General features: G+C 44.9%; 10 protein-coding genes. All 10 read right to left on the reverse strand.

The genetic code is table 11. The features are described from left to right. Positions 1–216: IS66 family insertion sequence element accessory protein TnpA (gene tnpA, locus ACTUJY_RS05880; protein ID WP_463615134.1), on the reverse strand; the 216-nt coding region annotated here is incomplete at its 3' end. Positions 217–296: 80 nt separating this feature from the next. Next, positions 297–815 carry an HD domain-containing protein gene (locus ACTUJY_RS05885; protein ID WP_463615135.1) on the reverse strand — a complete coding sequence of 173 codons (519 nt, stop codon included), beginning with the start codon at positions 813–815 and terminating at the stop codon, positions 297–299. 154 nt (positions 816–969) lie between these two features. Further along, on the reverse strand, positions 970–1,404 hold the full coding sequence (locus ACTUJY_RS05890; RefSeq protein ID WP_463615136.1) for a hypothetical protein: 435 nt from the start codon (positions 1,402–1,404) through the stop codon (positions 970–972). Positions 1,405–1,475: 71 nt separating this feature from the next. Continuing rightward, the gene (locus ACTUJY_RS05895) at positions 1,476–1,811 is read right to left on the reverse strand and encodes a hypothetical protein (RefSeq protein WP_463615137.1); all 336 of its coding nucleotides are present in this window, start codon (positions 1,809–1,811) and stop codon (positions 1,476–1,478) included. Positions 1,812–1,971: 160 nt separating this feature from the next. Further along, positions 1,972–2,382 carry a DUF6896 domain-containing protein gene (locus ACTUJY_RS05900; protein ID WP_463615138.1) on the reverse strand — a complete coding sequence of 137 codons (411 nt, stop codon included), beginning with the start codon at positions 2,380–2,382 and terminating at the stop codon, positions 1,972–1,974. Positions 2,383–2,390: 8 nt separating this feature from the next. Continuing rightward, positions 2,391–2,843: a ParB N-terminal domain-containing protein gene (locus tag ACTUJY_RS05905; protein ID WP_463615139.1), complete on the reverse strand. Its 453-nt coding sequence runs from the start codon at positions 2,841–2,843 to the stop codon at positions 2,391–2,393. Between the two features lie 148 nt (positions 2,844–2,991). Continuing rightward, the gene (locus ACTUJY_RS05910) at positions 2,992–3,531 is read right to left on the reverse strand and encodes a hypothetical protein (protein ID WP_463615140.1); all 540 of its coding nucleotides are present in this window, start codon (positions 3,529–3,531) and stop codon (positions 2,992–2,994) included. A gap of 15 nt (positions 3,532–3,546) precedes the next feature. Next, positions 3,547–10,926, reverse strand: a complete 7,380-nt coding sequence (locus tag ACTUJY_RS05915) for an RHS repeat-associated core domain-containing protein (RefSeq protein WP_463615141.1) — start codon at positions 10,924–10,926, stop codon at positions 3,547–3,549. A 271-nt stretch (positions 10,927–11,197) separates the two neighbouring features. Continuing rightward, on the reverse strand, positions 11,198–11,926 hold the full coding sequence (locus ACTUJY_RS05920) for an HAD family hydrolase (protein WP_463615142.1): 729 nt from the start codon (positions 11,924–11,926) through the stop codon (positions 11,198–11,200). Further along, positions 11,923–12,822: a tyrosine recombinase XerC gene (gene xerC / locus ACTUJY_RS05925; RefSeq protein WP_463615143.1), complete on the reverse strand. Its 900-nt coding sequence runs from the start codon at positions 12,820–12,822 to the stop codon at positions 11,923–11,925. The genes ACTUJY_RS05920 and xerC overlap by 4 nt, the downstream gene beginning before the upstream one ends. Between the last annotated feature and the right edge of the window lie 14 nt (positions 12,823–12,836).

The raw sequence follows: 12,836 nt of genomic DNA on the forward strand, positions 1-12,836 counted from the left end.
AAATGTTAAAGTGATACTATCGTCATTAACGGGTGGTTTTTCTCGCTCTACTTTTACAAACGATTTTGGCTGTTGCTTGCGTTTCAGCTTTGAACGTACTGCATAGAAATACTTGGCACTAAAATCACGCTCACGACAAAACTCGGTAATCGATTGTTTACTGTCTTCGAATTCATCATTAATGGTTTGCCAGTCAGCTAAGGTTTTTCGGCTCATTGGATATCTCCTGGTAAGTTAATCAGGAGGAAAGAGTAAAGCCCCTTAACGTTGAGCACTAGGTGTGGTTTACTGGACGTTCACAGACTTCGCTGCAACCTCTCATCGCCTCGTGAAGCAATAGATTCTAAATGGCTATCAATCTCCTCGAAAATATCCCACCTATCTTTTAGTAGATTTTCTGCTATTTTATCAATTACCATTAGCTCCAACTTATTGTTCCTTTTTCCTTTCCATAGCTTATCTGCAAGAGCTATGATCAGCTCTTCTAAGGAACATTCCATATCGCTCCATCGGCTATGAGATAAACAACAACGTGCCAACTTAGCTTCAACTCCCATTCTAGCTAATAACTTCTCACCTTCAGCCTCATGCAAGCTCCCAGGTTTATACATTTCTTCTATATGAAAAACCTTACCCACATCATGCAAGACAACTCCAGCTCTTATAAATTCTTTATCGATATTAATTTTTAACTGATGACACATTTCAATAATAGACTCTGCGGCTTCACCGACCAACTTTACATGTGTCTTTAAATGCTCTGGAGCATTCAATTGTTCAAGCAGTTTGAACGCATCTTCTTTAGTTCGAACCATAAAATAACAACATTAAAATGTGTAACAAAAAATCCAACTAATGTTATTTCACAACATTAATTGGAAACTCCCAAACAAAAACTGCTTCGAAATCTCGGTGTACTTTGACTGTATAAGCACCTATAAGGTATGGGTGTCACGACTTAACCCATTCTTACAATTTTCTTTGCTTGTAAGTTAGAAGTAAATTAAGTAGAGATATCACCATTAAAAATAGAAATACAAGGATCATAACTTTTTCTATTAACCCCTTTTCTATACTTTCACTAAGAAATACAAAAAATGCAACAACACTAAAAAGCAACATTATCGCATTGGTTATCATTCCTAAAACACTCCAAAGCTTTTTCCACCCATAATTTAATGTTTTAATAGTACCTAAAGCAGCCAGCATCAAAATAAGTGACAACACCACATTTAATATTTGGAAATGTAACTCACCTTCTATTGTAAATAAAATCAGTGAGAAAATAAGAAGTAGAGCTATCCCAACAAACATGATGATATAGTTTAAATTAATATAAATACCAAAGCCTTTTTGCGTACTCGCAAGCTCAGACTTTGGCGTAGTGTATACATCGTCGTTCATATCTTAGTTTATGGTTTGTAGGAAAATTTTAAAACTAATTTACACTTTCGTTCATCTAACAACTATTGAAATCACATTAACTTTCCCTGTCCTGGTAAAGTGTTTTCCCAGTCACACGCAGCTACAACTTTCGCGCAGTTAACATGGAGCGATTGCATTAACTTACTGGTAAACTCAAGATAATCATTGAAAGCTATATCTTCCACGTTAACAACTTCCACAGTAAATGGAAAAGCCAAGAAGTCACCTGTATTAGTGATTTCATTGTCCATCACATCAATCTCTATAACTCTTGACTCAACGGTCATCATATCAATAGTACCATTGCAAGACTTAGCAACCAGCTCAAGTAATTCTTGTTGTGAACTATCAATTTGAACAAATAGTTTTGTGTAATACTCGGTCATAAATTTGCTCTACAAAATTGGAATATACGGCCCTTTGTCAAAAGCTCCGCCTGTTCTAATAATGGAAATATCCACAGGCATATTTAACTCTTTTGAAAGTGTACGCCTCAACCCTCTCATTCCGGCTTCATTCAGACTTAACCTTTTACCCTTCCTCCTGTTACGCCAAATAGAAAAATTCATCTTCCTCTATCAGATAGCCAGAGTCCTTTAACTTAGTTAAACATTCTAATACTATTTCACTTAAAGGGACGTTATTGCCATTACCCAAAATTTCAACTATTACTTTGTTTCCTTGGGAGCAAATGAAATCAGTCAAACTCCATGCACTAAAAAATAATGGGCAATCATAAAGCTTATAGACATCTACTTTTGTTTTAGTTTTGTCATTAACAAAGCAAACGCCTACTCCATGTTTTTTAAAACTCCATGTATCTTTCATGCAAGTAATCTGCCCCTGCTTTGGGACACTCAAGAGAAACGGATCTAACTCAATCCTCAATTGATCTACAAGCGAATCACTTAAAGTAGACTGTAACGCAGTAAGTTCTTTAATTTTGTCAATTAGCATGATTTCGATTACCACCTATGAGAAAGGCCCAATGAGTGAGCAGCTTCTGCAGCTTCTTGTTCTAACCGAGTAGCTGTATTCGAGTCGACTTTATGTATTTTTATCGGAACAAAGTCAAGTTTAAGCCCTCCAGCTGCCCTTGCTCGATGATGTCCATCTATTATTATTTTTCGTCCATTTACAATAGCTACCTCAATAGGAGGTAGGTCATAGCCGTTTTGTTTAATATGCTTTTTCAACCTTTTGATTTGCTTGCTTGTAAACTCATGCCTCGTTTGTCTTCCAAAAAGTTCCCAAGTTTTTGCTGTGTCATTAATAATATCGGAAGTATTTCCAGCACTCCGGCCAACTGTCGCAACTCGAAGCGCCGCAAATAGTACTGTCAATCCCTCTGTTACAGCTGCTCCACCAAGTTCAGTATCTTCATAAGTAATTTTAGACGCAAGTGTTCTGCCTGCCATTGAGTCAGTGATAAGAGTTCCCGCACCTCCAGGTCCCTAGACGCTCACGATCGAGAGGTATTGAGAACCCCAACGATTGCGCTAGTGCTCTGCTTCTCTTCTATAAATTAAAGCAATGTTTCAGTTTTTTCGTGGGTTAGCTCCCATGCTACGCTGGCTTCTCATTCCAATTCAGATCATACTTTCCATTGGCGTCAAAATATTTTTGCTCATGAGGTACTGGAGGCCCTAAAACATGGAAAGGTGCGCGACCTTCATTTGCATGATACATATGCTCTTTATTGTTCGAGAACCGGCCACAACATTCTAACTTCAGATAAGTGAACTCACCATCTTCAGAACTTACTGATATATTAATCCACTCAGGAACCATTCCATTCCTCCATAGTAATGGAACAAGTTCATCTATATCAACAAACTCTTGAGTACTCAGTTCATTACATCCAGCAAAAGTCGTTTCACCTTCTTCTAACTTACCTTCATCAAACGATTTATTTAAATAAACAATAAACTTAATTCTGTCTGGTAATGAATTAAAAACAAGACTTTTTGCAAACTCCAACGCATGTTCACTGGCGCTACTCAAGTTTTTTCTAAACGCATCGAAACTCAAGTCAACCTTATCTATTGAATTTTTCAAAGGCTTTACAAGTTTTATATCATTTGTAGAATATTTTTTTTCGTTCATATTTGCACTCTATAACTATTGGGCTGGTGTTGCGATAATTTGACCAGCTCGTCGCTGATTATCAAAAGTAGGGAAAGCTGTTGGTAATACTATTAACTCTGCACCAGGAGACTGATTTGATCTTCCAAATGCAGGAATAGGCTGATATACAACACCCGAAGCAACAACCTGCTCTAGTGCATTTAAAGTAAAAGCAAATTGAATAACTCCACCATTTCGTCTTGCACCAAATGCGGCAGCAGCCTCATATGATGGTGTTAAGTAAAAGCCAACTTGAGAAACACCTTGTTCTGATGGATATTTGTTCTCCATTGCTACAGCTGCGCTTAATGGAGCACCGTTAAGTAAACTTACTAAAGACTCAACATCCGAACCATGATACAAAATAATTCTTCCATCTTTAGTTTGACTCGCTTGAGATAAAAGAGAGTCAATAGTCGCTTGTCTAATAATCGATTGTTCTGCGGTAGACATTTGTGCATACATGCGAGCACTAACAGCTTCAGGAGAAGTATCTGCTGCTTCTGTTGGCAACAAAGCTCCTACTATTGTACCTAAAACTCTACCTAATACTGATGCGACACTTTTTACTTCCTGTTTAATAATTTCTTTCGCAATGCCATTCCCACCAGAGCCTTTAATTGCTGTAGATCCAGCTCCTATTGCAATCGTTCCCGCACCCACGCTTCCACCACTGGTGGACTCTGTACTTCCAGTACTAATCGAATATAATTCAGCTGTTGCTGTTCCATCCGAACTGCTTCCAGTCGACTCCAATTTGAAGCCGGCCTCTTGCAATAACGCTCCTATCTCTTCGACATTTTTGGATTGACCAGTAACCAGAACTTTAACTTGGTCATCCTTCCCATTAGCCATAGCGGCTTTCTTAGCTGCATTTGAATTGCCATTATACCCGGCACCGCCTCGATAGCTAGCACACTTACTCTTCATTCTCGATACATGGCACCCGATATACCCACTCGGATCGGTCCCAGAAAGCGGATTGTTCATTAAGTAAGCGTAAGGGTTCATACTCTGAGAATTCCCTGGCTCCTGTATAAATGGGTCCACACTCAGAAATCGTCCCAGATTATAATCGTACGCTCGCCCATTCATATGAATCAGCTGTGCATCGTCCATATGCTCGTGGTCAGTAAAGCCGCGAGTGGAGGTATCGGAATCTAAAATGGCGTTGAATTTATTCTGCAGTCGTCCCGTTCGAGGTTTACCAAAGGGGTCGAAACTGTGGGCCTCAAGTACATTCCCGGCGTTATCGAACGCCGCACTCATCGAACCTAAACGGTCACGATGGAAGTATTTGGTATTGTGGGTGGTAACGCCGTTTTCCGTGGTTTCGGTAACGACAGCAATGTCACCGATGTAACTTTTCTTAACGGTTTTGTTGTCGGTTTTGATTTCTTCATACAACTTGTCGATGTATATCGTCGTTTCGCCGGTGCTTTTGAATTGCTTGTAGCGCATTTGGTCAGCGCCGTAATAGAAGTTCAGCGTAATGTCAGCGGTAACTTGCGTGTCCCAAGGGCCTAAATAATGCCCCGGGGTTAAATCAATCACCGTGGGTTTATTAAAGGCGTTGTACGCAATGTTGCGAATGCTGTCTGACGTTAAGTTGCCGTTGTTATCGTAGCTGTAATAGCGATAGCCCTTGTTATTGGCAAGATTCACCCGTCGCACCGCATTCGGCCCAGCGTTTCCACCAGCACTTTTATTAGAATTGCCGTAAATGTAATTGACGGCGGATTGGGTAAAGTCAGACTTGTAAGTGAAATTACCGACGGCATCGTAACCGTAGCTTACTTGGTCATTCTCTCCGCTGTGAAAGGTACGCGTGCTGCGTATTAAACGATGCAGACCATCGTAAAGGAATTGCTCTCGGTCGGTGTAAATGCTGCCGTTGCTTTGACGATTCTCAACGTACAGGTTCTTAAGGTTGCCGAATTCATCAAAACCGGTGTAATCGAGGCGTTGTTGTTTGCTGCTCCCCTTTTGCAACTGAGAAAACAGCATTTGCCCGCTGGCTGGGTCAAAACCGCGGCTGATGCTGGCGGTGGAGGTACCGTAGCTGGCTTCTGTCCAGTTACCGAGCGCATCCATTTCCTCGATGGTGCGATAAGTCGCACCACTTTGCGCGTTCTTTACGGTTTTGGTGAGGCCGGTGGCGTCATACTCATACGCAACCGTAAGGTCAGACGGATACGTCAGCCCTTTGACTCGTCCATAACGGCTGTCCCAATGGGTAAGCACATCGTATTCTTTGCCATCGATGGTGGTGGTGGTTTTACTGGCTCGACACTTCTCGTTATAGCGGTATTGCTTCAAATAGTTTTCACCGACCTTGTTTTCACTGGCCGGCAAGCCATAGCATTGCCCGCTTGTGCCTTGTAAAGCGGTATCGTATTTAAACTCCGCTTCCAAGACCGTGTTCACTTTACGCTCAATCACACGACCCAAGGTATCGTAGTTGTAATCGGTGGTTTGGCCTTTGGCATCGGTTTCGGTATCCACTTCACCAAAGCCGGTGTAGGTGAAGGTTTTGTTGCCCATGTTGGGGTCGTTCACCCACAGCTTTTGACCCAGTGCGTTATAAGCGGCGGTGATGCGATTGTTTTTCGCATCTTCCAGCACGATGGGGTTGCCTGCGCCGTCATACGCGTACTGGGTAATGCCACCCAGTGCATCGGTGGTTTGCATCAACTGACCGATGCTGTTGTAAGTGCGCCACATATTGAGGCTGCCCGCCCGCACATAGGTGCGGTAAGGGTTATTACCATAAGCGTAATCGTAAGTGGTGACGAGCGTTTGGTTGCTCACTTGTGAACTGCGTTTTTCGGTTAAACGACCCAACGCATCGTAAGCCACGTAATGAACACCATCGCTGTTGGTGTTTAAGTAGCTGTCGGTGTACGACGGGATGGACTCAAACACGGTTCGACCCAGACCATCGAACTGCGTCCATTGGTACAGAGTGTTGGCGTTTTCAAAGCCCTGGCTTTCGGTTTTAATGACGCGGTTGAAGGCGTCTTTGTAGACGACGCTGGTGGGCGCACCCACTTGACGGGTTTCCACAAAATACGCCGCGCGTGCCGGACAGTTCGAGTAACACTTCTGATAGCCGGAGTAGGCTTTGGGACTGCCCGTGGTTTGCGCTTCAATGACTCGGCCGAACGCATCGTAAGTGTAGCTGGTGCGATTGCCATTGGCGTCTTCGGTCCATTCCGGTTGACCGTGCTCAGGGTGAATGCGGGTTTGACTCGCTGTGAACAGGTTGTTCTTAACCAGCGTGGGGAAGTAGCCATCGGTGCTGTAATCGGTATCGACCCAACGCGCGGTTTCGCCTGAGCTTGAGGTGGTGACTCTATCGGGCAATCCGTATGTGGTGTAACTGGTGCTGGTGGTCACACTTTTCCCCCCACCCTGTGTCGCCGAAACCGTAACACTCGACGGTTTACGATGGGTGGCATTCCAGCTGTAGCTGGTTTTCACTTTTTTAGGGGTATCGGTGTTGGCTTCAATGCCGGTGGTGTTCTGCCGGTACTTCACCGGATTGGTGGTGACTTCACTGGAGGCCAGCCTATCTATCCACCAGTTCGCCACTTGTGAGTAATCGTAAACGTTCACCGTGCTGCTGGTCACCACACCAAAGCCGGTATCCACTTGGCTACTCGATTCGAGCACATTGCCGTAATGGTCGGTACTGAGCACGTTGCTTTTGCTGTACTGCGTTTGGCTGCGGGTTTCCAAATCGTACTGCCAGCTTTCGGTTTGACTTGGATACACCCAGGTGACATCGCTGTTGCCACTGACGGTGTGTTGGCTGGTGTAGGCGTAACGAGTTTTGGTCAAAGGGTTCACCGAGCAGGTCTCGCCACTGTCACTGATTAAACAGCTGCGCACTTCCTGTGGCTGTCCTGCATAAGGAAACTTCTGATGAAAATCGGTGACCGCTCGGGTACCGTCGGGGTTATCGACTATGATGCTGCGAAACCCTTGGAAGCCTCGGCCTTTGTTGTTAAACATCGCTTCGCGATACGAATAACGCGTGCTGTTAGTTCCGCCAATGCCATTGCTTTGTTTGAAGCTCGACACCACAAACATCGACGAGGTGAAGTAGAAATGATCGTCATCGACGTAACGGTTGGGATCGTTAATGTCTTTTACTGCATACAGCGCGGGTTCGCTTGCACTGCGACCTGCTTTGGAAGTGAGTGGCGCATAATCCCACTCGCTTTCTATCGATAAACCGTTGGTGACTTTTTTCAGTAAATCGGGCGCTTTGGCGTATGCGTCATTGCTGCTGGCAGTGCCTTTGTTTCGATAAACGTATACGCCTAAGTCGGATACGCCCGCCGGCAAATTAATACGGCTCATCCCGACTTCGTAGCTAAACATCAGCTCTGACAAGCCGTCCCCGTATAGGTCGCCGTTCCAGCTAGCGTAATACGCTTTGCCTTTACGCTTTAACAAAGTGTGAGTATTTCGCTGTTGTAATTCGTATTTTTGCGTCGACGCGTTGTACTGAAATTCAAAAGCTTTGACGTTATAAATACTGGCGTCTACCGCTCCAAATCCTTTCTGATAGAGTTCACCATCGCCGCCAGAATAGGCACAAAATTCCATATCGTTCGGCAAATGGTTGGCGCGATTTTCGACATCGCTGTTAAACCCAAACGACATGCCGTTAATCGATGTCCACAAAGTACGACTGATACAGTATTTGATTGCCGGCACTTCGCTAATAGGCAGCATCAACTCCTGATGGCCGTCGCTGTCAATGTCCGACGCTTCAATCAATCCGGCAAACTTGGGTACGTGCGTACTTACGTTCTCACCACAGGCATCGGTGGGGTATTGAATGGATTGTTTTTTATCGATAAAACCCGCACTACTGCCGGTGTTCACCATAGAGCCAAAACGGCCACCCTGGTTCAATTGATAATACCAGGTTTTGCTGCCGCTTCGCGGAATGAACACGTAATCAGTCAGCCCATCGCTGTTGATGTCTATCCATTGATGGAATACATACTTGGGGTGGTACGTGTCACTGATACCGAGCGTTGCGTACGATGTTTCCGTAAAGTTGCCCGCAGCGTCTTGCAACAACACCCCATGCAAATTGCTGTAGCATGTTGTGTCATTGAGCATGATGTCCAGTCGGCCATCGCCATTGATGTCTATCACATCTTGCATTGAAACGGTTTCGCTGGTTTTGCTGTAGCTGTAGGTTTTCTTGATGGTGCCAGCAGAAAAGTTGGGCGACTTTTCCGTACCGATGTTTTGCCAGAAAGTGATGTTCACTTTCTTATTCACTTTATCCCAGTTATTCGCTACATAATCGATGAGTCCGTCGTTATTAAAATCGGCGTAATGACCACCCATAATGTAGTTTTCAGCATGGCCGTCATTAATAGCATGACGCCAGGTAATGCCCGTTCGATGTTCCAGTTCCAGCGAAATTTGGCCGTTGTTGTTCACCAGTTTGTGGAAAGTATTTTCTTTTAATTGATTGGCGTTGTTGGGATCACCTTCCACACGACCAATTTCCGGTACCCCATCGTTATCGATGTCAATCTGCCAGTCACCCCACAAACTTTGCGCAAGGTCGCGCTCATCATCATCAAACTCGTAAGCCCACAACTCATTGCCATCGGCATCGAGCGAAAATAAGCGATAAGCCACCCCACCTAAGTAAAACTCCAGCGTCATCGACTCTTTGATCCCATCGCCGTCCAAATCACTTAAAGTTCGAAATAGGGTCTTGCCTGGTGTGCCAGTGTGATTGTCCAATTTCACCAACTCAAACGACTGCGCATTGTCCTGCCAATCGAATTCCGTTTTCGGCAAACAGGTTTCGGTACCGGTAACGTATGAGCACTCCTGCACGCTGCGCAGCACACTGCGACCCGTGGCATTACTGACCGAGCCGTACTCCAATTCGTAACGGCGTACGCGGTCAGTGGAATGAATAAAGGTTTCAATGGTTGTTAAGCGCTGAGAATTTTCGGTTTTACCACCGGCCAAAAATGCCACGCTGGCATCGGGGCGGGTTTCGTAAGTGAAGCTGACTTTGCGGGTGCCTGGCGTGTTGCCTTCGCCGGTATAATAAATGGCCGATATTAAATGTTCACCAGCGCCATAAGAGCGGTATTCGTAAAGAATGGAATTTTTATGTGAGGCATCGTCCACCCGGCGAATGGCCCAAGTTAAAACCTCATTGCGACCATTGGCCTGATGGCGACTGTTGCTGGTATCACCATACCAGGCGGTGCGACCGTCTTTGTATTCCACTTTAAACGAACTGGACGTGGAATTAATGTCGTAGTTTTGGGTGACTCTAACGAAGCTGTCGAGCTCAGTACGATACACGTTACCGTTTTGGCCATAGCCGCCGTTGATGGCAATCAATCGCTGACCGTCCAAACACAATCGGTCGTCGCTGGCGGAATAAGTCACCGCTACGTTTTTACCGTCTTGCGCCACGGTTTGCCCACAACGATGGATGGATGAAGTGCTGGCGTTTAAACTCCAGCCGACTCCGGCAATGCCATTACCACTGCGCGAAGAATAACTGAGGGAAACCGCCGGCTGCATGCCCGCTCTTCCTGGCGCAATCGCAATCGGAATGGAGTAAGTGGCAGCACCACCGGAAACGCCAGCGCCACCTTCGAGTGCACCAACAGTAGCATCGTGGTTGGGAATGGAGTCGCTTGGCAATGTGGCATCAGGGATTAGGCTGCCCGCATCAATGGTCACCGTCACACGCAAATAGCTGCTGTACGCCGAACACATCGCATCCGAACCGTTACAAGCACGCACGCGATAATCGTAAGTACCACTGGTTTTATTACTGAACGCCATGCTGGTCGTGCTGTGCTTGCTGGAAATCTGCACCCAAGCGCCGGAGTTTTTACGCTCTTGCACGCTGTAGTAAGTCACGGTGCCGGCCGGTTTACTCCAAGAAACCGTGTAATTGCCGCTGCTACTGCTGGAAGGTCCAGTGGGTTTAGCGGGTACATTCGGCGACGACGCCACCGTCACCACATTGCTCGGTGATGACATGCTGCACTCAAGTCCGCGGAAGGGACTGAGGTTACAGGCCTCTACTTTATAGAGGTAGCTAGCATCAACCCGGTCGGTTACCGTAAACGAACTGCTTTTATCCGAACGCGCTTCAACAAACGCGTAACTGCCCCCATTTTTGCTTTCGTATAAGCGATGCATGTAACCGTTCGAACGCGTGTACGTAATGGTGTAGGTGCCATCGGCATCCGTAGCCGGCCCTTTTACATTCGTCGCAGGATAAGGCGCAGCGGCCGACAAAGTGGTAGCAAAAAACGCGGCCAAAAACAGACCGAGCGCAGATAAAACGCGGTGCATAAGTCCCCTGAAAAATCGGTGTGATACTTTTTTCGTTTGCGAAGTGTTTTTATTGGCGCAAACGGTTATTCATTTGGTGTCCCTGTGAAGCAACAACTCCCTGATGAGACGGCGCGAAGTATCGCAAAAGTGGAAAGTTGGCTCAAGTGAGAAATGTCTCAAATGACACTCATACATTCACCATTCTAGGTAAATATTCACATGTGAGATACATCAAAAATCAAACGGAATAATACGCTGTTTTAAGAAACTTTCTATTGCTGTCGCTCAACTATCCATCGTTGCTTATGGCATCCATAAACGCCACCAACGATGACAAGCAAATACTTCCGGGTGGGTATTCCATTTCGCTTTCATTGTTGTAATGCGAAATTATCACGCCGTGGCAACCGGCATGTTTGGCAGCCTGGTAATCGTATTTAATGCTATCTCCCACATAAAGCATTTGTTCGGGATCAATAGCAAAGTGCTCACACGTTTTTAATAACATATCGCCATTGGGCTTGGCTTTACCGTGAACCCCTGCCCGCCAATGAAATTTAAAGTATTGCTTTAAACGAGTATGAGACAGCTCCGCATTGCCATTACTAATAGCAACCAAAGAATATTTTTCGTTGAGTGCTTTTAATAATGACTCGGCTTCTGGGTAAGGCGTAAATTTTTGACGCTCAGTAAAAAAAACGTCGAACGCCTCATGCGCAATAGAACTGGGTAATTGAAAATGTTGACACAAACCCAGCAATGCTTCTTTTCGAAGCAAACTCATGTCATGAAACTGCTCGGGTTGGTCAGTCACCCGCTGCTCAACTTCGTAAGTATAAACCGCTTCAATATGATTCAAAGACTGCTGCGGCAATTGCTGATGCAAAAACTGAAACTGCGCTTCAACCGCTGCACTGATCACGGGACGATTGTCCCATAAGGTGTCATCGAGATCGAACCCGATGACTTTAATACGTTTTAAAACTTCGTTTATTGTTTGGAGTGAATGATCGTTCATGATTTTTTTCGGGCCCGTGGATGTGCGGCATCGTACACTTTCGCCAAATGTTGAAAATCGAGATGGGTATAAACTTGTGTTGTTGCTAAATTTACATGGCCGAGTAGTTCTTGTACGGCACGTAAATCAGAAGAAGACTCTAAAAAATGTGACGCACAGGAATGTCGCAATTTATGTGGGTGCAAACGACTGCTTAATCCGAAACGTTTTCCCCAATAACTTAAACGAGCTTGAATACTGCGTGTTTTTAACGGCTCACCTTTTACCGTAACAAATAAAGCGGATTGCTCTAAATCAACGTGAGCGTAACGAATTTTTAACCACGCACGCAACGCTTTGATAGCCACTTTACCGACTGGTACAACTCGAGTTTTATTGCCTTTACCCGTAACACGCAACGTTGCATCATTTAAATCGATCGCATTTAACGTTAAATTTTGCAACTCACTTAAACGAATACCCGACGAGTAAAACAATTCCATAATGGCACGATCACGGCAACTGATAAAATCGTCCGCTTGCATTTGATCAAGAAACACCGAAACTTCATCGACCTCTAACACTTTTGGTAAGGGCTTAGAAACTTTAGGTCCTTTTAATCCTTTCACCGGGTTAACGGTCATGATCTTTTGTTGATTTAAAAAATCAAAATAACGGCGCAGTGCAGACAATTTTTGTGCAATGGATCGCGGCGACACACCTTCCTTATGTAATGCAACAATAAAAGCGCGAACGGTATAATGAGAAACTTGCGACCAATCGCTTACTTGAAACGATTCAAACCGCTGTAAAAAATTGTGCAAGGTGTGCAAATAGCTTTCTACGGTTCGCGGTGACAGCTGCTTTTCCGATTGCATGTATTCAGCAAACTGTCGGATAAGCAACTCATTATTCACGGTAAAATATCTTC

Source organism: Pleionea sp. WD8-19, from assembly GCF_055326765.1.

Excerpts from the sequence above, each read along its gene's own strand:
- ACTUJY_RS05885 (WP_463615135.1), bottom strand. The coding sequence starts at position 815 with ATGGTTCGAACTAAAGAAGATGCGTTCAAACTGCTTGAACAATTGAAT.
- ACTUJY_RS05890 (WP_463615136.1), bottom strand. The coding sequence starts at position 1,404 with ATGAACGACGATGTATACACTACGCCAAAGTCTGAGCTTGCGAGTACG.
- ACTUJY_RS05895 (WP_463615137.1), bottom strand. The coding sequence starts at position 1,811 with ATGACCGAGTATTACACAAAACTATTTGTTCAAATTGATAGTTCACAA.
- ACTUJY_RS05900 (WP_463615138.1), bottom strand. The coding sequence starts at position 2,382 with ATGCTAATTGACAAAATTAAAGAACTTACTGCGTTACAGTCTACTTTA.
- ACTUJY_RS05905 (WP_463615139.1), bottom strand. The coding sequence starts at position 2,843 with ATGGCAGGCAGAACACTTGCGTCTAAAATTACTTATGAAGATACTGAA.
- ACTUJY_RS05910 (WP_463615140.1), bottom strand. The coding sequence starts at position 3,531 with ATGAACGAAAAAAAATATTCTACAAATGATATAAAACTTGTAAAGCCT.
- ACTUJY_RS05915 (WP_463615141.1), bottom strand. The coding sequence starts at position 10,926 with ATGCACCGCGTTTTATCTGCGCTCGGTCTGTTTTTGGCCGCGTTTTTT.
- ACTUJY_RS05920 (WP_463615142.1), bottom strand. The coding sequence starts at position 11,926 with ATGAACGATCATTCACTCCAAACAATAAACGAAGTTTTAAAACGTATT.